Genomic DNA, 20406 nt, shown 5'->3' on the forward strand with positions numbered 1-20406 from the left:
TCCCACCGCGACACCGCGCAAGGGCAAAATCAATGGGGCGTGACCGCCGCTTACGGACAATCATGTTCGTCCTCCTCCGTTGTTCGTCCTCAATCAAACAAAATCAATGACTTACTACAGGACGAGGACGAACATGTTCGTCCTCTTGTTCGACCTCTGTTCGTCCTATTTTCCCGTTTTACTACAGAGACTTACTTGCTTTTGAGGACGAACAACGGGACCCCCCATACTACGTATGGGAGGGCCGGCCTCGGGGCCGAGCCCCCCATCCGTGACGTCCGTGCCCGCGGTCCGCCGTTCTCTTTCGTCTCTGCCTCACCCGACCACTGCGGCCAGAACGACAGGAGATGACGATGGCCCGAATGAAACTGACGACGATGCGTTACACGCCCCCCGGCTACGGCGGCACGCGGCGCAGCCCCGATGAGGTCAAGCGTGATGGCTGGCAGGAGATGGGTCTGCTGGCGGTCAGCGTGGACGACCCGCGGCTGACCTGGCCGGAGCGGGAGATGATCGCGCAACTGGGACGCAAGCTCTACGGCCCCTGCGCTTGTGAGGGAGGGCACGGCGATGGTTGAGCGCAACTGGACTGCCGACGATGTTGCCGATCACTTCGAGGAGGCGTTCCGGACCCTGCGCAGGCTCCCCTCCGCTGCCCCGCGCGGTCACGGCAGCCACTGGCCGCAGATCCTGCGCAGCGCCCGCGAGATCGCGGCGATGGAGCCGGAGCCGATGCGGGTGGTGCCCTCGGCGCAGGCGATCTCGGCGCTGGAACGGACCTTCGACTGGGCGCTGTGGATCAACGAGGCCGAACGCAAGCTGATCTGGTCGCGGGCGGCGCGGGTGCCATGGAAGGTCATCTCCGGGGAGATGGGCTGCGACCGGACCACGGCGTGGCGGCGCTGGCAGCTGGCGCTGACCAAGATCGCGGCGCGGCTGAATGCCAAGTGAGTCCAAAGTGTTGCAACACTTTTGTGTTCGACACCTGCAACAGGTCCATGCTACAAGTAGGGCATGATCGGGAGAAGAGCGCCCATGAGCGCCACCCGGTCCTCCTTTCCCCAATCCGGCAATACCTCGCGAGGCACCATGCCGCAGCGCCCGCCCATCCATCGCCCGGTGGGGCGCCGCGACAAGCGCGAACGGGACCGCGACATCGACCGCCGACGTGATCCGGTGATCCGTGCGCTCTATCGCTCGGCCCGGTGGCTCGCGGAACGGCGGCTGTTTCTGGCCCGCCACCCGCTCTGCGCCGAGTGCCAGCGCCGAGACCGACTGACCGCGGCCAACACCGTGGACCATGTCGTCCCGCATCGGGGCGATCCCGAGCGGTTCTGGGACCAGGACGGCTGGCAGCCGCTCTGTGCGTCCTGTCACAGCCGCAAGACAGCCGCCGAGGATGGCGGCTTCGGCAATCGGCGGACCGGGCGCGAGTCCTCCGGCTGACCCGGGGGGAGGTCAAATCTCCGGGCGGTTCGACGTCAGGACCGCGCGCCAAGCTTTCTGCATCCGCGGCCAAAATGGCGAGGGGGGGGGTGCAGGGCAAATCAGAAGGAAGCCACATCGTGACCGATCGCCAGCTGGCCGTCGAATACCGCGGCCTCGACGGCCTTGTGCCTTATGCCCGCAACGCCCGCACGCATTCGGACGCACAGGTCGCCGAGATCGCCGGCTCGATCCGCGAGTTCGGCTTCGTGAACCCGGTGCTGATTGCCGAGGACGGAACACTGATCGCTGGCCATGGCCGGGTGCTGGCGGCCCGGCTTCTGGGCCTGCCGACGGTGCCCGCGATCACCTTGACCGGCCTCAGCGACAGCCAGCGCCGGGCGCTGGTGCTGGCCGACAACCGCATCGCGTTGAATGCGGGATGGGACGAAAGCCTGCTGGCGCTGGAACTCGGCGATCTGAAGGAGGCGGGTTTCGATCTCGGCATCATGGGCTTCGAGGATGGGGAACTGGACCGGCTGCTGGCTGGCGCCGTCGATGAGGACAGTTCGTCCACCCCACCGGTGATCATCCCCGAGCCGCCGCGCAACCCGGCCTCGCGGACCGGTGATCTCTGGATCCTCGGCGAGCACCGGCTGCTCTGCGGGGACAGCACATCCCACGACGATGTCCGCCGGCTGATGAATGGCGAGCGGGCCGTGCTGTTTGCCACCGATCCACCCTATCTGGTGGATTACGACGGCTCGAACCATCCGACCCGCAACAAGGACTGGTCGACCTCCTACGGCACCACCTGGGACGACAGCTCACAGGGGGCCGAACTCTACGACGGCTTCATCGCCGCCGCGTTGGCCGAGGCGATCACCGAGAATGCCGCCTGGTATTGCTGGCACGCCTCGCGCCGTCAGGCGATGCTGGAAGCCTGCTGGGAAAAGGCCGGCGCCTTCGTCCACCAGCAGATCATCTGGGTGAAGGACCGGGGCGTTCTGACCCGGTCGCATTACCTCTGGAAGCACGAACCCTGCCTCATGGGTTGGCGGCGTCCGAACCGCCCGCCGAAAGTGGCCGATCAGACGCTGCCCTCGACCTGGGAGATGCCGAGTTTCGCGAGAGACGACCGGCCAGACCATCCCACGCCGAAGCCGCTCGACGCGTTCGGCATCCCGATGCGCCAGCACGTCGCGCGCGGCGGGCTCTGCTATGAGCCCTTCTGCGGCTCCGGGTCGCAGATCATGGCCGGCGAGGTCAACGGTCGGCGCGTCTTCGCGATGGAGATCAGCCCGGCCTATGTCGATGTCGCCGTCGAACGGTGGCAGGCCGAGACCGGCCGCGATGTGATCCTCGACGGCGACGGACGGACCTTCACCGAGGTGAAGGCCGAGCGGCTTGGTGAACACGCAGGCACGGATGCGGAGGCGGATGGCGACGCTGACGGTGATGCCTCCGCCCGCAAGCGGCGCAGCCGGAGCAAGGCGGCATGAAACAATCCCGTCTCATGTCGCTGGCCGAGTCCGTCGCCAACGTGATCGTCGGCTACGGCGTCGCGGTTGTCACGCAGATCCTGATCTTTCCCATCTTCGGCCTGCACACCACGCTGGCGCAGAACCTGAAGATCGGCGCCGCATTCACGGTCATGTCGATTGCCCGTCCCTTCGCCTTGCGGAGGGTGTTCGAGGCGATCCGGATGCGGCGTGCACAATGAAACACCGCGCGGTCACTCGACTGCGGTCTTCGGTGCCCGCGCCATTCGGCGGTTTTTCAGCACCCGCTCAACCATCGCCTGTGCAGGGCCGTCGCCAACCCCAAGGTCGTGGCAGTTCTGCAGGATCAGAAATGCGAGATCTGCGTCGGTTCGGTCCTCGGAGTTGGGCATCGGCTTTCCTTTCGCGAGCGGGGTTGCTTCACCGCGGTCGTATCATTGTCGGCGCCGCGCAAGGACCGTCCCGCCGGTCCGGTGGTCATTGTCGTGTATCACGCGTTGACGCGGTGCTCTGGTTGACTTGCGAGGTGCCGCGATACGAAGCCGGCCGATCTGGCCGCCACGATGAAGGCGCGGCGCGCAGTCGCGACCGATGCCATGCAGTCCATGGCAGCTTCCACCTGGTGAAGCGCACGATCACGCGCCTGGTCGGTGACGGGCCATTTCTTTCGCAACCAGTAGCGGACCTGTTCGGCTGTGGAGAAGTTCTGTATCTCGCCCGCAGACGAAACGACAAAGGACAAAGGTTTGCCCCAGTGGATTTCTATCAAAGTCAGTTCTTTCAGGAAGTTCGGCACCGGGGAACGCTATGCACCCGGTGCTGGGTGAAGGAAGGCGCGCCAAGCCGCCGCCCAGCCTTCATGATGGATGTTTCGCTCAGGCGAGAACGAGATTCGTTGCCGAGTCCCGACCGTTACGGTCGCGCTCCAGATCGAATGAAACGGCCTGACCGTCATTCAGCTGGTGGATGCCAGCCCGCTCGACCGCAGAGATGTGGACGAAGATGTCCTTCGAGCCGCTCTCTGGCTGGATGAAGCCGAAACCCTTGGCGGAATTGAACCATTTCACGGTGCCATTGGCCATCGTGATACTCCTTGTCTGTATGTCGTTCGCACAACGCAACGACCCGGCAAAGCTGACGATCGAGAGCTGAGCCGGAAAAGGAGCAGATTCGAAATCAAGTGTTGCTGACTGCATATGGGGTCCGCTCGTGCGATTTGCGAGGGGTCGACGTCGAGTTTCGTATTCTTCGTGCCCGTTGCATTGGAGAAGATGCGGAAGAACCTGCCATGCCCGGTCGCAAACCCTTGCCGACGCAGTTGAAGCTGGTGAAAGGCACCGCACGGCCGCATCGGATGAACCCCGACGAGCCGAAGCCGGTGGTGGCCACGCCGCCGCCGCCCGACCACCTCGACGAGGCGACAGCGGCGAAGTTCACCGAGATGGCTGAACTGCTGGCCCGGCACGGGGTGATGACCGAACTCGATGTGGGCGCGCTGGCCCGCTACGTGGTGATCTGGCGTCGCTGGCTCGAGGCAGAGGCCGAGGTCAAGCGCCGTGGCCCGGTGGTGAAGACCGTGGGCGGCAATATCATCCAGAACCCGTTCCTCGCCGTGGCGAACAAATGCCTCGCGCAGATGGGCCAGATCGAGAGCGAGTTCGGGCTGACACCCTCCAGCCGCACCCGGGTGCGCATGGCCGAGCCCTCCGACACCCGCGATCCATTCGAGGATTACCTGAACCGTGGCAGCAACGCGTAAATCGAGGCACAGCCGGAAGGCTCCGGCCTGTCCGGTGACGGCTTACGCCCGGGCAGTCACGGGCGGCAGGGTTGTCGCTGGCCGGCTGGTGAAGCTCGCCTGCGCGCGGCACCTGGAGGACCTGAAGACCGGCAAGAGCCGCGGCCTCTCCTGGGACCGCACGGCGGCGCTGCACGCGATCGAGTTCTTCACCCATCTGCGGCACTCGACCGGAGAGTGGGCCGGGCAGCCCTTCGTGCTGCAGCCGTGGCAAGCCTTCGTCGTCGGCGCGGTGTTCGGCTGGAAACGCGCCGATGGGCTGCGCCGGTTCCGCACCGCTTACGTCGAGGTTGCGCGCAAGAACGGCAAATCGGCGCTGCTGGCGGGGATCGCGCTCTATGCGCTGATTGCCGATGGGGAGCCGGGCGCCCATGTCTATGCGGCCGCCACCACCCGCGATCAGGCGCGGATCGTGTTTGGCGAGGCCGAGCGCATGGTTGCGGCTAGCCCGGCGCTCTCAAGCCGGGTCACAAAGACGGTGAATAACCTCGCGGTGCTGCCGACCGCGTCTTGGTTCCGGCCGCTCTCGGCGGATGCCAGCAAGATGGACGGGCTCAACGTGCATTTGGCGGCTGTGGACGAGGTGCATGAGCATCCCGGGCCGGAGATCATCCAGAAGCTCAACACCGCCACCGGCGCCCGCCGCCAGCCGCTGATCGTCGAAATCACCACGGCCGGGTATGACCGCCACTCAGTCTGCCGCCAGCATCATGAGTTCTCGGTCAAGGCGCTGGAGGGCACGGTGCCGCATGAGACGGCCGCCAGCTGGTTTGCCTATATCGCCACCATCGACGAGGGCGATGATTGGACCGACGCGGATGTCTGGGTGAAGGCTAATCCCAGCCTCGGCGTGACGGTGAAAATGGAGGATTTGAAGCGCCAGATCGACGAGGCCCGCGAGATGCCGGCGCAGCAGAACGCGATCCGGCGGCTGCGGCTGAATGAATGGACCGAACAGGTCACCCGCTGGCTCGACATGGGCGTCTGGGCCGAGGGCGGGCCGGGTGACGGGGCTGATTGGCGAGATATCCGCGCCGGGCTGGATGATCTGGAGCAGAAGCTGCTGGGCCGCGAATGCTATGGCGGGCTCGATCTCGCCCGGGTCAACGACCTCTCGGCCTTCATGCTGCTGTTCCCACCGACGGGGGACCCCGCGCTCGGTGATCTGGCCGAGAAATGGATCGTGCTGCCCCGCTTCTGGGTGCCTGAGGAAGATATTCTGCGCCGGGGTAAGCGCGATCGAGTGCCCTACGATACCTGGCGCAACCAGGGGCTCCTCTCCGCCACCCCCGGCAATGCCACCGATTTCGCCTTTATCGAGGCCGAGATCATCGCACTCGCGGGGCGCTACGATCTGCGCGAGCTCTCTTACGACCGCACCTTCGCCGGAGAGATCGTCCAGCATCTGCAGGATGAGGGGATCAACCTGGTGCAGTTCGGTCAGGGGTTTCTGAGCATGGCGGCGCCGACCGCGGAACTTGAGCGGCTCTCGGTGTCGCGGCTCTTGTGGCATGGCGGCCATCCGGTGCTGCGCTGGAATGCCTCGAATGTCGCCGTGCGCCATGATCCGGCCGGCAATATCAAGCCGGACAAGGAACGCTCCTCGGAGCGCATCGACGGCATTGTCGCGATCTGCAACGCCCTCGGCCGGGCGCTCCTGCGCGACGTCAATGCCGGCCGCTCGGTCTATGACAGCCGCAGCATCCTGGTGCTGTAGGCTACCCGTCTTACGGAAAGAATGCCCATGTCCTTCTGGTCCCGCTGGTTTGCAGGCGCCCCGCCTGCGGCCTCACCTCCGCACGCCCCGTCGCCACGCGCTGCCATCCATGAAGCCGGCGGCGGGCTGGTCATCACCTCTGCCGCCGAACTGGATGCGGCGCTCCGGGCCGGCGCAGCCAGCGGCTCCGGCATGGCGGTGACGCCGGACAGCGCCATGCGGGTGGCGGCAGTCTATGCCTGCGTGCGCATCATTTCCGGCGCGGTGGCAACGCTGCCCTTGCATATCAAGCGCCGGATCGATGCCCGGACCCGCGAGGATGCCTCGGATGCCCCGATCTGGCAGCTGCTGCGGCGAAGGCCCAATCGCTGGCAGACGCCATCGCAGTTCCGCCGGATGCTGCAGGCGCATCTGCTCTTGCGCGGCAATGCCTATGCCATGATCGTGCGCTCAAGAGACCAGGTTCAGGAACTGATCCCTCTGCATCCGGACCGGGTAGAGGTCACGCAGTCAGACGATTTGATGCTGAGCTTTCTTTACACGCGGACGGACGGACACCGGGTGCGACTGGCGCAGCAGGAGGTACTCCATCTGGTCGGGTTGACGCTGGACGGCGTGCGCGGGGTCTCGGCCATCGCCTATGCCCGCGAGACGATCGGTCTGGCGCTGGCGATGGAGGATCACGGCGCCACGACGTTCCGCAATGGGGCACGCGTCAGCGGGGTGCTAAAACACCCACAAAAGCTCGGCCCCGAAGCGGTGGCCAATCTCAAGGCCGGTTTGGACGCATTCCGCGCCGGCGGCGAGCAGGACGGCAAGAACCTGATCCTCGAAGAAGGCATGGAATATGATCGCATCGCCATGACGGCGGAGGACGCGCAATGGATTGAGAGCCGCAAGTTCAGCCGCACCGACATCGCCATGTTCTTCGGGGTGCCGCCGCATATGATCGGCGACACCGAGAAGTCCACCAGCTGGGGCACTGGCATCGAGCAGCAATCCATCGGCTTTGTCGCCTATACGCTCGAGGATCACCTGACGATGTGGGAGGAGGCGATTGATCGTGACCTGATCGGTGCTGACGATAAGCTCTATGCCCGGTTCAACCGCGCGGCCCTGGTCAAAGGCGACATCAAGGCCCGCTGGGAGGCCTATGTCAAAGGCCTGCAATGGGGGGTCTACAGCCCCAATGAAATCCGGGCGCTGGAAGACCAGAACCCGCGCGATGGTGGGGATGTTTACTATCCGCCGCCGAACATGACCGCGGATTCCGAAGGCCCGGAGGACGGGCCCTCGGCGCCAACGCCCGGACCCTCGCAAACAACCGAAAGGGATACCGATGAGCCTGCGTGATCTTCCGGCTGGGCCGGACTTTCAACGGCCTGCGGCCTATCAGTTTGATACGCCGTCCGATGCGCTGGCGAAATGGGCCGACCTGCCGAGCGCAGCGACGGCCAGCGACAACAATACGATCACGATGCTCGATATCATCGGCGACGACGGCATGGGCGGTGGCGTGGGGGCGAAACGGATCGCGGCGGCGCTGCGCGCGATCGGCAATCGCGATGTTACCGTGCAAATCAACTCGCCGGGTGGGGACATGTTTGAAGGCATCGCCATTTACAACCTGCTGCGCGCGCATCCGGCCGAGGTGAGCATCGAGGTACTGGGCATTGCCGCCTCGGCGGCCTCGATCATTGCCATGGCCGGAGACAACATCCGGATGGCGCCGAGCAGCTTTTTAATGCTGCACAATGCGTGGGGCGTGGTGATCGGCAATCGCCATGACATGACCGAGGCCGCAACGTTGTTTGAGAGCTTTGATGACGCGTTGGCGGATATTTACGCGGCGCGCAGTGGCATGGCGCGATCTGAGATTGCCGCGCTGCTGGATGCCGAGACGTTTCTGACGGCTGAGGAGGCGGTGGCCGCCGGTATAGCGGATACCATCGCGGGCGGGGCCGACGCTTCCACATACGCGTCCCACGCTGCTGCGCAGTCCCGTCCCGACATTCAAGCCAAACGCCGCATAGATGCGGCTCTGGCGCAGCAAGGCATCCCCCGCAGCGAGCGGCGCGCGATGCTGAAACAGATTACCGGCACGCGCAACGCTGCCGAACCTGCCACGCATGACGCTGGCTTTGACCCTGCTGCCCTGCGGCAGCTTCTCGACACACTTCAAGCCTAGGAGGCTGTCATGACCGACATGACCAAACCCCGCATCCGCGGGGCCGTGCGCGTGCGCGCAGAGACCAGCGATGCGAACGCCATCGTCACCGAATTGAACAAGGCTTTTGCCGCGTTCAAAACCGAGCATCAGGAAGAGCTGAAAGGGATCAACGCCAAGTTTGCCGACGTTGTGCAGGCCGAGAAGGTCGAGCGCATCAATGCCGAGATCGGCAAGCTGCAGACGGCGCTGGATGACACCAATGCCCAGCTGGCGGCGGCCAGGCTCGGCGGCGCTGGTGACGGCCCGGCGGTCTCGACCGAGGCGCGCGACCATGCCCGCGCCTTCAACCAGTTCTTCCGGCGTGGCACCGAGGAGGGCTTGCGCGAGCTTGAGATGAAGGCCGCGCTGCGCACCGACAGCGACCCCGACGGTGGCTATGTCGTGCCTGATCAGATGGAGCAGACCATCGATCGGGTGCTGGGATCGGTCTCGGCCATGCGCTCCATTGCCAGCGTCATGTCGGTCTCGGCGGCCAGTTACAAGAAACTGGTGAACCAGGGCGGTGCCGGAGCAGGCTGGGTCGGGGATCGCCAGGCGCGCCCGGAAACCGCAACCCCGACGCTGGCGGAGCTGTCGTTTCCCGCCATGGAGATCTATGCCAATCCGGCGGCGACCCAGACATTGCTCGATGATGCCAGGGTCGATATCGCGGCCTGGCTGGCTGAGGAGGTCTCGACTGCTTTTGCCGAAGCCGAGGGTGCGGCCTTCATCAGCGGTGACGGGGTCAACCAGCCCCGCGGTCTCTTGTCCTATGACACGGTGGCCAACGCGTCCCACTCCTGGGGCAAGATCGGCTATACCGCCTCCGGCGTGGCCGCGGCCCTGACTGACAACACCCATAACGGCGTCGATGCGTTGATCGATCTAATTTACTCGATCAAGCAGGGGTATCGGCAAAACGCCCGTTTCCTCATGAACAAGTCGCTGCAGGCGACGGTGCGCAAGCTGAAGTCGAAGACCGAGGAGCTCTATCTGTGGCAGCCCCCGGTGCAGGCGGGCCAGCCCGCGACGCTGCTGGGCTATCCGATCACCGACGACGACAACATGCCGGATGTGGCGGCAGGGACGTTCCCGGTGGCCTTCGGCGACTTCCGCCGTGGCTATCTGATCGTCGATCGTTTCGGCGTCCGGGTTCTGCGCGATCCCTATACCAACAAGCCTTACGTGCATTTCTACACCACCAAGCGCGTTGGCGGCGGCGTGCAGAACTTTGAGGCGATCAAGCTGCTGAAGATCGCAGCGTCCTAAGTCTTGGCGGGCGGGGATCCACTCGCCCGCACCCTCCCTCCATTCCTGAAAGGACACTCCAATGAAGGACATGCATTCTGATCTCTCGTTGGCCTCGGCCATCGACGCGGCGACGTTAACCGCAGACAGCACGCCAACAGCGATCGACCTGCGCGGCTATGACGGTGCTGAAATCGTGCTCGCCATCGGGGCGGGTGGCATCACGTTCTCGGGCAGCAACAAGATCGAGTTCAAGCTGACGCATTCAAACGACGATGTGACCTATGAGCCCGTCACGAAGGGCGATGTGCTCGGTGTCGATCAGATCGGCACCGGCGGTGTCATCAAGGCACTGGTGGCGGCGCATGCAACGGCCGGCGTTTATCGCTTCGGCTATGTCAGCGGCAAACGCTACCTGAAGCTGCTGGCCGCATTCTCAGGCACCCATGGAACGGGCACGCCGATTGCAGGTGTCGTGATCCGGGGTCGCGGCCAGATCAACCCGCAGGCCGCACAGGCTTGATGCTGACGCGTGGGCGGCGATGGTCGCCCGCGTTCTTTTGCGGAGGTTGCTGATGACCATCCTTGTTCGCACCACAGCCCCAGCGGAGGCCCCGATCACGCTGAGTGAGGCAAAGGCGCAAATCCGCGTCGATCACAATGAAGAGGATGTGCTGATCCAGCACTATATCGATGCGGCCACATCGCTCCTTGATGGGTCAGCGGGTCTGCTTGGGCGCTGTCTGGTCACCCAAAGCTGGAAAATGGAAGTTGATGCGCTGACGGGGCCTATCTTGCTGCCGTTTCCGGACACGGTAATTGATGAGGCGAAATTTGCGGATGGTGACGCTGAGGACGTGCCCTACCGGCGCGAGATGTGCGGGCAGCGTCCCGTCCTGATCCCGCTGCAGGGCTGGGGGCGGTCTGCGGTGATTTCCTTCACCGCGGGCTATGGTGCGCCGCAGGATGTGCCTGCCACGCTGCGACAGGCGATGCTGCTGCTCATCGCCCACTGGTATGACAACCGCGAGGCGGTCACTATCGGTGCGGCAGGCGCCCCGTTGTCCATGGCCGTGGATGCGCTGATTGCGCCGTCGCGGCTGCAGCGGGTTTGAGCCATGACGGCCGGAAGGTGTGATCGCCGGGCGCAGTTTCGCCGGTATGAAGAATATGACGACGGCTATAGCACCGTCTATCGCTGGCAGGATCATGGCGATCCGGTCTGGGTCCAGCTCACCCATGTCAGCGACAGCGAGAAGTGGCAGGCGGCCCAGGTGCAGGCGACCGTGACCTCCCGCCTGCGCCTGCGCTGGTCCAGCTTCGCCGCCGACATCAGCCCGCTCGATCGCGTCATCTGCGAGGGGCGCGATTACAACATCACGGGCGTCAAGGAAATCGGGCGGCGAAAGGCCATCGAGATCACCGCGAGCGCCCGTGCCGACCAGACCTGACAAGCGAGCCACGTCATGCAGCCTGATCGAAATGTGAGCAAACCGTATGATTTGTCAGGGCAGGAGTTCGAGGCAACGCTCGCGCGCGCCGCCGAGGAAGGCGCAAAGCGGGCTCTCGCGGACGTCGGCCTGGACGGGCACGAGGCAGCGCTCGATATCCGTGACCTGCGCTCCTTGCTCGATTGTATCCGACTGGTGCGTCGCACCGCGATGCAAACCGCCGTGCGCATGATCACCACCGGCGTGATGCTGGCGCTGCTCGCGGGCATCGCGATCAAGCTCAAGATCTTCGGCGGCAGCCCGTAGCCGCGCCCCATCCCCTTTCATCAGCCACAATCACCCGCCCTCGAGGCGGGTTTTCGTTTCTGGAGACCCCCATGACCACAACGTTTTACGACCAGTGGCAAGATGTGCCGGATGGCAGTTGGCGCTGGCCAAACTTCTCGCCCGCCGAAATCGCCTGCCGCGGCACTGGAAAGCTGCTGGTCAATGAGCCCGCGCTCGACAAGCTGCAGGCGCTGCGCGACCGGCTCGGCAAGCCGCTGATCGTCCGCTCCGCCTATCGCAGCCCCGAGCACAACCGCGCCGTGGGCGGCGCCACTCGGTCGAAGCACCTCGACGGCGCCGCCTTCGACATCGCCATGGGGAATCAAGACCCTGCGGCATTCGAGGCGGCGGCACGGGAGGTCGGGTTCCTCGGCTTCGGCTTCTATCCGCGCTCGGGATTCATCCATGTCGATCTCGGGCCCGCTCGCCAGTGGGGCGAGCGCTTCCCAATCCGGGCGACAGCATTTGCAGCCGAGACGTCTCCCGCGCGCGAGGTTTTGGCGCAAAGCCGCACCATGAAGGGTGGTGGCGCGGCAGGCGTGGCCACGCTGGGTGCAGCGGGTGTCGAGGTGGCGCAGAGCGTCCTCGCCGAGACCCAGACCGCCATCCTGCCGCTGGTGCCGCATCTCGAAACGCTTCGCTGGGTGTTCATCGCCGTCGCGCTCGGCGGGATTGCGGTCACGATCTACGCCCGTCTCGACGACTGGAAGCGGGGGCGGCGATGATCGGCGGGCTCCTCACCGGGATCGCGGCCAGCCCGTGGGTGCGGGCAGCGCTGCGCTACGGGGCCATCATCCTCGCCGTGGTGCTGTTTGTGCTTGCGCTTCTGCGGTCCGGCGAGCGCGAGAAACGAGCGGAAAGACACATCAGCAAGTACGGCGCCGCCAAGGCAGACTGCGAGCCATGCGAGGTGAAGGATCGATGGTATCCCGTTGGCGTGCCGCGTAGGGTCCTTCGCTCAGAGGATGAAGGCGCCACTCAGATGGCCCGTGATATCGCCGAGACCGACGACTACAAGATTTCCTGCAAGTTGAGAAAGAATGTCGAAATGCTGTTCGCCAACCTGACGCGTATTCTGGGACTCGACAGGCTGAGACTGCGAAGCCCTGCGGCGCAGGTGATGAATTCCTCCTCGCCGCCACTGCCCAGAATCTCAGAAAACTCGCAAGCCTCGTCCCGATGCAGAGCAGAACCGAGCCGGCATGAGAGGCAGCCCCTCTTCAATGCTCACTTTCAATTCACAGCAATTTAATAGGACGTCCTTTTCAACGAAATTAGCCCAACTGGGACCTCTCAGTTTCTCATCGCGCGCTCTCACAGAAGTTCCCTGGCGGGGTTGCCTATAGGACCAACACCGGGACGCGGTGGTGAAAGCGTCACTCATGCGGGCAGCGAAGGAATTCGTACTGGGAACGGTTCGGCGCTGAGTCGTTGCGGTGGACCCGATTCTTTCACGCAAGAAGGCCTCGGCGGCGTCTTCATTTAGGCGAGCCATGCCATGGCGCAAGCGAGTGAAACGAACGCACGAAAGGACGAGACGGTCTTTTCGCACCGGAGGGCGATCCTGCGGAAGCGTTTGATCCTGTTGAAGAAACACTCAACAAGGTGGGGCTCTTTGTAGAGTATCCAATCGATGGGTTGCCGGGTAGTCCGTGTCGGGTTCTGCTTGATTTTTGCAGTTGCGCCGAGATCATTTGCGATGAACTGTCGCAGGTGGTCGGCATCATAAGCCGCGTCCGCCATGACGTGCCCGACGCCATTCAGCCCTTCGATCAGGCCGCGGGCCTGCGGGCAATCGCCCCATTGGCCGGGCGTGATTGTGAAGCGGATGGGCAGGCCAAGCGCATCGACAGCGGCGTGTATCTTCGTCGTCAACCCGCCTTTGGATCGCCCGATCCCGCGAGCTTCAAGCCCCCCTTTTGAGAGGTTGCGTCTGCGTGAACCTTGCAAATGGTTGCATCCACGAGAACGTATTCGAAGTCGGGATCTGTGCTCAACTTCTTGAAAAGACTCTCCCAAACGCCCGAAAGTGTCCAGCGCCGGAACCGGCAATGCACAGTCCGCCAATTGCCAAGTTCCGGCGGCAAATCCCGCCAGGGCGAGGCCGTTCGAGCCAGCCAAAGGATCGCGTCAAGGAAAAGCCTGTTGTCCGTCGCCGTGCGCCCACGGTCGCCTTGCCTGCCCGGAACAAGCGGTTCAATCCGCGCCCATTGCGCGTCAGTCAGGGTTCGTCTGCTCAAGATCGCCTCCGTTTTCGATCTTGAATCAGAACTTACCCGATTTGAGAATCCCTCAAATGAAGACGCCGCCTCAACCTACGGCCAGTCAGGCTCCCGGCTTGGAACTGCATTCGATGAAACATCGGATTTCGCAGGATTTGCAGATCGGCTCCGAAACCCGGTCAACCGCAGGTCGGATTGCATCCGACTTGTGGGGATGCACGTTCCCCGGCCCCAGGACGTCGAGACAATGAAGGCGTTTCAGAACGCCCAAGACGCTGGGATTTGCGGCGATCAGGTGCAGGTCGTTGCCATGTACCCGGGCGCGCCGCGCCTCCGAAAGGATGAAGTCGGCTCCGGCCAGATCGATCCTGCCGACCCCTTTGAGGTTCAGGATGCAGGTCTTGAATCCGTCGTGCTCTTCCATCCGTCTGAACTGGCTTTCCACGTGCTCAATCGATGCGAAGAACAGCGGTCCCTCGATACGCACGAAACGGATTTGTGGACACTGCGGCAGGTTGAAGGCCTCGGCGTTCATGAAGACCCGGCGCCCGTTCACGTCGGTCGGCGCACCCACCGCCACCAGGGGGTGGGCGCTCTTGTTGAGGAAGACCGACAGCGAAGACACCACGCCAACGAGGATCGCGAAATCGAGCTCGGACAGGATGCCGGTCAGGAAAGTGGCGGTGAGAATGAAGGTCTCGGACCTACTGGTTGTCACGATGTGACGAATTTCGGCGATGTTGATCAGCCTCCAGACGACGTAGAGAATGATCGCCGCAATGGAGGGAACTGGCACGAACCGCACGAACGGCGCGAGCAGGACGAGCAGAGCGGCCAAGAAGCCGGCCGCGAATATCGCCGACATTGGCGAGTTTGCCCCGCTTTCCGCGTTCAGACCGGAGCGCGTGAAGGAGCCCGATCCGGCGTAGCATTGAAACAGGCTGCCGGTGAGGTTGGACAGGCCCTGTCCGACCATTTCCTGGTTCGAGTCATAGCGCTCGCCGCGCCGGATGGCGAAGGATTTGCCGATTGAGATCGCCTCGAGCAGACCGACGCAGGCGACAGCCGCTGCGGCTGGAAGAAGCGTGCCGATGGTGCCGATCTGCAAGTCCGGCATGCCGAAACGTGGCAGCACGGCATCGAGCGGCGCGAACATCTTGACGCCAGAGTCTTCTGCGCCAAGCAGGATGGCCGCGAGCGACCCTGCCACCAGCGCGATGATGTAGCCGGGCAGATGGCGGCTGATCCGTGCCGAGACAATCAGACTGGCTAGCGTCGCCGCCGCGATAATCAGCGCGTCGGTGTTCAGTCCGCCGACTCCGTTGGCCAGTTGTGCGAGGCGATGGAGAACGCCGCCCTCGCCGCCCGAAAGCCCGATGGCCGGGCCGAGTTGCGACACGCCAATAAGGACCGCGGCCGCGGCGGTGAAACCGACGATGACCGAGTGCGAGATGAACGCGATCAGGCTGCCGAGCCCGGCCAGACCGGCCGCGAGTTGCAGAACCCCGACCAGGAAAGTCAGAACGAGTGCAAGCGCGATATAGGTCTCACTGCCGGGCACGGCGAGACCGCTCAGCGATGCGAAAAGCACGGCGGAAATTGCCGTTGTCGGCCCCGAGACCATGACCCGCGACGAGCCCCACAGCGCGGCGACGATTGTCACGATGATGGCCGTGAAAAGCCCGTATTCCGGAGGCAGGCCCGCGATAATCGCGAAAGCCACCCCCTGCGGTAAAACGATCGTGGCGTTGGTCAGTCCGGCCAGCGCATCTGCTTTCAACGAGGCTGAGGTCCTGTCCCGAAACCACGGTCGGACAGGCGAGAGTCGTTGCAGCAGCGCGCTTGCCTGGGCCATCGGATCAGGACGTCTTTCGGATTTGCCCGGCGCGGACCCCGGCCTCGCACAGAACTTCGTTCAGTTCGGCCTCGTTGCGGTATCCGATCAGAATGCCTGCCTTTGCTTCGCCAAGACGCGCATCGCGCGCCGCGATCTGGGCATCCGATATCGTCGTGCGCTGCGAAATCCGGCGCGTCCAGCCGAAGAACAGCCCTTTCAGGCGGGCGATCTCCTCCGCATAGGCGGGGTCCGCGCCCAAGTCGGTGAGCTCTTGCGGATCGCTTTCGAGGTCGAAGAGCATCGGCCGGAACCCTTCGGCAAAGATGTACTTCCAGCGCCCGTCAAACAACATCGTGAGCTTGGCGTCCTTTATTTCAACGCCCAGTCGGCGGCGCACGTCGCGCATCGAATAGTCGTATTCGGACACCACGAAATCGCGTACCGCCTCGACCTCGCCGTGCAGGATCGGCAGAAGCGATCTGCCTTCGATAATGTGCGGAACAGGGTCTCCGCCGAAGAACTCCAGGATCGTCGGCACCACGTCGATCGCTTCCACAAGTGCAGCGGAGTTCAGCCCGCGGGTCGCGTCGGCCCTTCTCCGGGGATCGACCACGATCAGCGGGATCCGCGCTGAGGCGTCGTGGAAGAGCTCCTTTTCGCCCATCCAGTGATCGCCGAGATAGTCGCCGTGATCGGAGGTGAAGACGATCATCGTCTCGTCCGTGAGGCCCTGTTCCTCGATGAAGGTCGTCAGCCGGCCAATCTGGTCGTCAACCTGCTTGATGAGGCCCATGTACGCGGTCAGCACCCTGGTGCGGGCACAGTCGTCGGTGAAGGCTCGCGACACCCGCTCTTCCATGAAGGCGCCATAGACAGGATGAGGATCGGTGCGCTCGGCCTCGCTGCGCACCGGGTCAAGGTGGGTATCCGGCCCGTACATGTCATGGTAGGGCGCGGGCACGATGTAGGGCCAGTGCGGTTTGATGTAGCTGAGGTGGAGGCACCAGGAAGTGTCGCCGGCCTCGCGGATGAAATCCATCGCCCGGCCGGTGATATAGGGCGTCTCGCTTTCCTCGTCGGCGGCGCGGGCGGCCTTGTCGGCGTTCTCCATAAACCAGCCGCTCAGGATGTTCCCGTCCTGATCCTCGGCGCTGTTGGCAACGGTTTGCCAGGGGTTCTCGTCCGGCCAGCCGCGCTCTTTCATATAGCTGTCATAGGTCGCGTTGCGAGGATATCGCGGTCCGTCCGGGTGCAGCCCATCGTCGCGCTCGTAAGGCTCGAACCCGCATTCGGCGACCCGAACGCCGATCTCGCTGTCAGGGGAGAGTCCGAGGCGGCGCATACCTTCGACGTCCGCGGTCATGTGGGTCTTGCCGCACAGGGCGGTGCGAACACCGAGGGGGCGCAGGTGATCGCCCAGGGTCATCTCGCCGATCTTCAGCGGGATGTTGTTCCAGGTGGAGCCGTGCGAGCTCACATACCGCCCGGTGTAGAAGGACATCCGCGAGGGGCCACAAATCGGCGACTGGACGTAGGCGCGGTCGAAAAGGACTCCGCGGTCGGCGAGCCGGTCGATGTTCGGCGTGTGAAGATGCGGGTGCCCTGTGCAGGACAGATAATCCCAACGCATTTGGTCGCACATGATGAAAAGAACGTTCTTGGGCATACTCAGGCACCATCCAGATTGGCGGCCGGGGCTCCGAAACCCCGGCCGGCTTCAGTTATATGCGGCCAACATCGGGGATTTCGACGCCCATTTCCTCGAGAGCACGCAGTGCACCCGGGTGCAGCGGCATGTTGAGGTCCGCCACCGCTGACTCGGGCGAGATCGCATTTAGCCAGGGTGCGCCCTCGCGCATTTCGGCCACGCCGTCGTAGAACGTCTTGGTCATCTGGTAGATCATCTCTTCGTCGGCATCCTCGTTGGTGACGATGCCGACGGTGACGCGCAGCGAGGTCGTGTCGCTGTCGTTCGCCTGATTGTCTCCGTAGATCCCTACCGGCAGCGTGCTGAACCCGAAGCCGGGCCGGTTCGTCAGCGCCTGGACCGCTTCCGACTCCAACTGATCCTGGGGGATGCCCAGGAAGCGGATCGGGTTGGTCACGGCGATCTGGGTGAGCACCGGGCTGGGCGCGTTGGTCGGGTTGCAGTAGATGTCCAGGTTGCCGTCTTGGAACGACGCGGCGGCGGCGTCCCAGCCGAGTTTCACCGCTTCAAAATCGGTGTCGGCTTCCAGACCGGCCACCGCCATGAACAGCTGCTCCATCGTGGCGTAGGCCGCGCTCCCAGGAGGGCCGAGGAAGACCCGCTTGCCCTTGGCCTGGTCCAGCGTTGTTATGCCTGATGCTTCATAGACCGCGATATGGTAGACACCCATCGGGAAGTTGAGCACGGCACGCAGCTTCTTGGCGAGTTCCGGCGCCTGATCGATCTTTTCGAACATCGCCCGCTGATTGGCCAGCAGCGACTGAAGGACCGGCGAAGACATGCAGAACGCGGTCTTGCCCATCGCCACCTCGAGCACGTGACGGGTGGCCGCGCCGGTGGCGTTCACCTGGATCTCGTAGTCGGGCAGGTCACGATTGATGATATTAGCGAAGGTCGTCATCACGAGATTCGGGCTGGATCCCGGCCCGAGTGTCGACATGCGCAACAACTCCTTGGCCAGTGCAGCGCGTGGCAGCATACCGACAGCTGCGACGGCAGCGGTGCCCGCCAGTACGGAGCGGCGGTTGATTTTCATGCTGTTCATAGTTGGGTTCTCCTCCTTGCTTTCATGAAGGCTGGTTTCTGATCTTCAGATCCAGACGGTCGAATATCATCAGGCCCATGGCGGCGAGCGAAGCGATCCAGGAAACGATCGGTCCGAAGAAGATGAGCGCGGCTGCCAACCCCAACCCGACCGGAACCATGTAAGCCTTGCCGCGACGCGGATAGCAGGCACGCGAGATCAGGATCGTGGCGAGCAATACGAAAAGAATGGACTGTGCCGAGTCGGCCAAACCGAACCCTGTCCCGAGAAGAAGCGCAGGCTGGTAGATGAACGCGAACGGGATCACGAACCCCGGTAGGGCCAGCCTCGAAGCTTCCAGCGCCGTGGACATCGGGCCAGAGCCAGCAATTGGCGCGGCTGCGAAGGCGGCCAGGGCCACCGGGGGCGTAATCGCCGACAGGACGCCGAAATAGAGCACAAACATGTGGGTATGAACGATCGGTACGCCTAACTTCTGCAGCGACGGGCCCATCACCAGCACGATGATTAGATAGGCCGGCACGGTCGGCATCCCCATGCCAAGCAACAGGCAGGCAACGGCCATCAGGATCAGCGACAGGATCAACTGATCGTCCGCAAGGCTGGAGAGCAACGTGGCGAAGCGCAAGCCCACGCCGGTCAGGTTCAACACGCCGATGACGATCCCGACGGCGCCAACGATCACCACTAGCTGGGCCGATATCAGGCCCGCAGAACGAATGAACTTCAGCCAGGCCGCCCAATCGGTCAGCAGGTCGGGGCGGATGGCGAAGCCTAGGACAGCGGCCAGGGCAACACCGACAAAGCCGGCATAGGCAGGCGAGGAGCCGCCCACCATGGTCACCACAATACCGGCTAGAGCGAGCACGAAGATTCCCATCTGCGTCAGTTCGCGCCAGTTGAACGTGATATTGGGGCGTGGTTCTTCGACTAGGTCCATGTTTCGCGCGGCGCTGGAAATCGCGACGAACAGACCGCCGTAATAGAGCAACGCGGGCACGGCAGCGGCCGCGCAGATGGTCAGGTAGGGCACGCTGGTGACGTCGGCCATAATGAAGGCCACGGCGCCCATGATCGGCGGCGTGATCTGGCCGCCGCTGGACGCCGCCGATTCCACGGCGGCAGCGAATCGCGGCGAGAATCCACGCTTCTTGATCAGCGGGATTGTGATGACGCCGGTGCCCACGACGTTGGCTACAGCGCTGCCCGAGATGGTTCCGAACAACCCGCTCGCCACCGTCGCCGCGGCTGCTGGACCCGAGCGCATCCGCCCGGTCGCTGCCAGCGCAAGCCGGACAAGCACCAGGTCGATCGCAAGTAGTTCAAGAAGCGCGCCGAAGACGATGAAGATCAGAATGGTCGAGACAACCGTGGCCATCGGGCGGCCGAATACGCCGTCGAAGGAATACCACAGCACGGTCATCAACTCCTCGGTGGAGATCCCGGCATGTCTGAGGAAACCGGGAGCCAGATGTCCAAAGGCGCCATAGGCGAGCAGGACTCCTGCCACCAGCGCCATGACCAGACCGACCGACCGCCTGGTCAGTTCGATTACCGCCACGAGACCGAGAAGACCCATCCAGATGTCGGTCGACGTCAGAAAATAAAGCCCGGTCTCGATCGCCTCGGCCGCGCGGAAATATTGATAAACAGCGAGTGACAGGGCGATGGCTACCGCGACGAGAAACCCACGGTCCAACAGACTGTCCGGTTTTCCCAGGCCGGTCAGGATGATCAGCAACCCTCCGACCAGCAGCATTCCCACACGAAGATAGGAATCGGAAAACACACCAAAGAGCGAGACATAGAAGACGACACCGATGACCATGGCCGAGAGCCCGGTTACGGCGTAATCCAAATACGCATTTCTGTTGATTTCCGACACGAGCTTTCTCCCTTTCACACCTGGCCACGGCC

At 63.7% G+C, this 20406-nt stretch carries 23 protein-coding genes and 1 pseudogene; 16 read left to right on the forward strand and 8 right to left on the reverse strand.

Annotation, left to right across the window (positions count from 1 at the left end):
- The first annotated feature begins 362 nt into the window (after positions 1-362).
- From Q0330_RS08110 to Q0330_RS08130, 5 genes are all read left to right on the forward strand, one after another.
- Positions 363-578, forward strand: a complete 216-nt coding sequence (locus Q0330_RS08110; RefSeq protein WP_366518320.1) for a hypothetical protein — start codon at positions 363-365, stop codon at positions 576-578.
- Positions 571-951, forward strand: a complete 381-nt coding sequence (locus Q0330_RS08115; RefSeq protein ID WP_299477122.1) for a DUF6362 family protein — start codon at positions 571-573, stop codon at positions 949-951. The genes Q0330_RS08110 and Q0330_RS08115 overlap by 8 nt, the downstream gene beginning before the upstream one ends.
- A gap of 84 nt (positions 952-1035) precedes the next feature.
- Positions 1036-1446 (forward strand): HNH endonuclease signature motif containing protein, encoded by a 411-nt coding sequence (locus tag Q0330_RS08120; protein ID WP_299477123.1) that lies wholly within the window; start codon positions 1036-1038, stop codon positions 1444-1446.
- A gap of 119 nt (positions 1447-1565) precedes the next feature.
- Positions 1566-2927, forward strand: a complete 1362-nt coding sequence (locus Q0330_RS08125) for a ParB N-terminal domain-containing protein (RefSeq protein ID WP_299477124.1) — start codon at positions 1566-1568, stop codon at positions 2925-2927.
- On the forward strand, positions 2924-3148 hold the full coding sequence (locus tag Q0330_RS08130; protein ID WP_299473163.1) for a hypothetical protein: 225 nt from the start codon (positions 2924-2926) through the stop codon (positions 3146-3148). The genes Q0330_RS08125 and Q0330_RS08130 overlap by 4 nt, the downstream gene beginning before the upstream one ends.
- A 12-nt stretch (positions 3149-3160) precedes the next feature.
- Here Q0330_RS08130 and Q0330_RS08135 read toward each other — a convergent pair whose 3' ends face one another.
- The 3 genes from Q0330_RS08135 to Q0330_RS08145 all read right to left on the reverse strand — a co-directional run bounded on the left by Q0330_RS08135 (position 3161) and on the right by Q0330_RS08145 (position 4009).
- Entirely contained in the window at positions 3161-3319 is a 159-nt protein-coding gene (locus Q0330_RS08135; protein ID WP_299473165.1) for a hypothetical protein, read from the reverse strand.
- 98 nt (positions 3320-3417) lie between these two features.
- Entirely contained in the window at positions 3418-3723 is a 306-nt protein-coding gene (locus tag Q0330_RS08140; RefSeq protein WP_299473167.1) for a DUF982 domain-containing protein, read from the reverse strand.
- 79 nt (positions 3724-3802) lie between these two features.
- Entirely contained in the window at positions 3803-4009 is a 207-nt protein-coding gene (locus Q0330_RS08145; protein WP_011748352.1) for a cold-shock protein, read from the reverse strand.
- Positions 4010-4215: 206 nt separating this feature from the next.
- On the opposite strand from Q0330_RS08145, the gene Q0330_RS08150 reads away from it, so the two are divergent.
- From Q0330_RS08150 to Q0330_RS08200, 11 genes and pseudogenes are all read left to right on the forward strand, one after another.
- On the forward strand, positions 4216-4686 hold the full coding sequence (locus tag Q0330_RS08150) for a phage terminase small subunit P27 family (protein ID WP_299477125.1): 471 nt from the start codon (positions 4216-4218) through the stop codon (positions 4684-4686).
- A 34-nt stretch (positions 4687-4720) separates the two neighbouring features.
- Positions 4721-6442 (forward strand): terminase TerL endonuclease subunit, encoded by a 1722-nt coding sequence (locus Q0330_RS08155; RefSeq protein WP_299477126.1) that lies wholly within the window; start codon positions 4721-4723, stop codon positions 6440-6442.
- Between the two features lie 27 nt (positions 6443-6469).
- The gene (locus Q0330_RS08160; RefSeq protein WP_299477127.1) at positions 6470-7795 is read left to right on the forward strand and encodes a phage portal protein; all 1326 of its coding nucleotides are present in this window, start codon (positions 6470-6472) and stop codon (positions 7793-7795) included.
- Positions 7782-8630, forward strand: coding sequence for a head maturation protease, ClpP-related (locus tag Q0330_RS08165; protein ID WP_299477128.1), 849 nt, complete (start codon positions 7782-7784; stop codon positions 8628-8630). The genes Q0330_RS08160 and Q0330_RS08165 overlap by 14 nt, the downstream gene beginning before the upstream one ends.
- A gap of 9 nt (positions 8631-8639) precedes the next feature.
- Positions 8640-9920 carry a phage major capsid protein gene (locus Q0330_RS08170; protein ID WP_299477129.1) on the forward strand — a complete coding sequence of 427 codons (1281 nt, stop codon included), beginning with the start codon at positions 8640-8642 and terminating at the stop codon, positions 9918-9920.
- Between the two features lie 61 nt (positions 9921-9981).
- A complete protein-coding gene (locus tag Q0330_RS08175) occupies positions 9982-10422 on the forward strand; it encodes a hypothetical protein (RefSeq protein ID WP_299477130.1) in 441 nt (146 codons plus the stop codon).
- A gap of 52 nt (positions 10423-10474) precedes the next feature.
- Entirely contained in the window at positions 10475-11014 is a 540-nt protein-coding gene (locus tag Q0330_RS08180; protein WP_299477132.1) for a head-tail connector protein, read from the forward strand.
- Between the two features lie 3 nt (positions 11015-11017).
- Positions 11018-11350, forward strand: coding sequence for a phage head closure protein (locus Q0330_RS08185; RefSeq protein WP_299477134.1), 333 nt, complete (start codon positions 11018-11020; stop codon positions 11348-11350).
- A 33-nt stretch (positions 11351-11383) separates the two neighbouring features.
- Entirely contained in the window at positions 11384-11656 is a 273-nt protein-coding gene (locus tag Q0330_RS08190; RefSeq protein WP_299477136.1) for a DUF6127 family protein, read from the forward strand.
- Between the two features lie 71 nt (positions 11657-11727).
- On the forward strand, positions 11728-12402 hold the full coding sequence (locus tag Q0330_RS08195; RefSeq protein WP_299477138.1) for a D-Ala-D-Ala carboxypeptidase family metallohydrolase: 675 nt from the start codon (positions 11728-11730) through the stop codon (positions 12400-12402).
- 218 nt (positions 12403-12620) lie between these two features.
- Positions 12621-12883: pseudogene (locus tag Q0330_RS08200) on the forward strand (transposase); the annotation flags it as partial.
- Positions 12884-13159: 276 nt separating this feature from the next.
- Here Q0330_RS08200 and Q0330_RS08205 read toward each other — a convergent pair.
- From Q0330_RS08205 to Q0330_RS08225, 5 genes are all read right to left on the reverse strand, one after another.
- Positions 13160-13917 (reverse strand): IS5 family transposase gene (locus Q0330_RS08205; RefSeq protein WP_299477140.1). Its coding sequence is split into 2 segments (ribosomal slippage): positions 13160-13602 and positions 13602-13917, totalling 759 coding nucleotides; the frame shifts between segments, so codons are not numbered across the junction.
- An 85-nt stretch (positions 13918-14002) separates the two neighbouring features.
- The gene (locus Q0330_RS08210) at positions 14003-15679 is read right to left on the reverse strand and encodes a SulP family inorganic anion transporter (RefSeq protein ID WP_299477142.1); all 1677 of its coding nucleotides are present in this window, start codon (positions 15677-15679) and stop codon (positions 14003-14005) included.
- Positions 15680-15758: 79 nt separating this feature from the next.
- Positions 15759-17402 carry an alkaline phosphatase family protein gene (locus Q0330_RS08215; protein WP_299477144.1) on the reverse strand — a complete coding sequence of 548 codons (1644 nt, stop codon included), beginning with the start codon at positions 17400-17402 and terminating at the stop codon, positions 15759-15761.
- Between the two features lie 55 nt (positions 17403-17457).
- Positions 17458-18480: a TAXI family TRAP transporter solute-binding subunit gene (locus tag Q0330_RS08220; protein WP_299477146.1), complete on the reverse strand. Its 1023-nt coding sequence runs from the start codon at positions 18478-18480 to the stop codon at positions 17458-17460.
- Between the two features lie 31 nt (positions 18481-18511).
- Complete coding sequence (locus tag Q0330_RS08225) at positions 18512-20374, reverse strand: TRAP transporter fused permease subunit (RefSeq protein WP_299477148.1); 1863 nt, start codon at positions 20372-20374, stop codon at positions 18512-18514.
- Between the last annotated feature and the right edge of the window lie 32 nt (positions 20375-20406).

The sequence above is a fragment of the uncultured Paracoccus sp. genome (assembly GCF_937873615.1).
Taxonomy (GTDB): Bacteria; Pseudomonadota; Alphaproteobacteria; order Rhodobacterales; family Rhodobacteraceae; genus Paracoccus.

What these genes read in the sequence shown, in the direction of transcription:
- Q0330_RS08110 (WP_366518320.1), top strand. Translation starts at nt 363, where the DNA reads ATGAAACTGACGACGATGCGTTACACGCCCCCCGGCTACGGCGGCACG.
- Q0330_RS08115 (WP_299477122.1), top strand. Translation starts at nt 571, where the DNA reads ATGGTTGAGCGCAACTGGACTGCCGACGATGTTGCCGATCACTTCGAG.
- Q0330_RS08120 (WP_299477123.1), top strand. Translation starts at nt 1,036, where the DNA reads ATGAGCGCCACCCGGTCCTCCTTTCCCCAATCCGGCAATACCTCGCGA.
- Q0330_RS08130 (WP_299473163.1), top strand. Translation starts at nt 2,924, where the DNA reads ATGAAACAATCCCGTCTCATGTCGCTGGCCGAGTCCGTCGCCAACGTG.
- Q0330_RS08135 (WP_299473165.1), bottom strand. Translation starts at nt 3,319, where the DNA reads ATGCCCAACTCCGAGGACCGAACCGACGCAGATCTCGCATTTCTGATC.
- Q0330_RS08145 (WP_011748352.1), bottom strand. Translation starts at nt 4,009, where the DNA reads ATGGCCAATGGCACCGTGAAATGGTTCAATTCCGCCAAGGGTTTCGGC.
- Q0330_RS08150 (WP_299477125.1), top strand. Translation starts at nt 4,216, where the DNA reads ATGCCCGGTCGCAAACCCTTGCCGACGCAGTTGAAGCTGGTGAAAGGC.
- Q0330_RS08160 (WP_299477127.1), top strand. Translation starts at nt 6,470, where the DNA reads ATGTCCTTCTGGTCCCGCTGGTTTGCAGGCGCCCCGCCTGCGGCCTCA.
- Q0330_RS08165 (WP_299477128.1), top strand. Translation starts at nt 7,782, where the DNA reads ATGAGCCTGCGTGATCTTCCGGCTGGGCCGGACTTTCAACGGCCTGCG.
- Q0330_RS08170 (WP_299477129.1), top strand. Translation starts at nt 8,640, where the DNA reads ATGACCGACATGACCAAACCCCGCATCCGCGGGGCCGTGCGCGTGCGC.
- Q0330_RS08175 (WP_299477130.1), top strand. Translation starts at nt 9,982, where the DNA reads ATGAAGGACATGCATTCTGATCTCTCGTTGGCCTCGGCCATCGACGCG.
- Q0330_RS08180 (WP_299477132.1), top strand. Translation starts at nt 10,475, where the DNA reads ATGACCATCCTTGTTCGCACCACAGCCCCAGCGGAGGCCCCGATCACG.
- Q0330_RS08185 (WP_299477134.1), top strand. Translation starts at nt 11,018, where the DNA reads ATGACGGCCGGAAGGTGTGATCGCCGGGCGCAGTTTCGCCGGTATGAA.
- Q0330_RS08195 (WP_299477138.1), top strand. Translation starts at nt 11,728, where the DNA reads ATGACCACAACGTTTTACGACCAGTGGCAAGATGTGCCGGATGGCAGT.
- Q0330_RS08215 (WP_299477144.1), bottom strand. Translation starts at nt 17,402, where the DNA reads ATGCCCAAGAACGTTCTTTTCATCATGTGCGACCAAATGCGTTGGGAT.
- Q0330_RS08220 (WP_299477146.1), bottom strand. Translation starts at nt 18,480, where the DNA reads ATGAAAATCAACCGCCGCTCCGTACTGGCGGGCACCGCTGCCGTCGCA.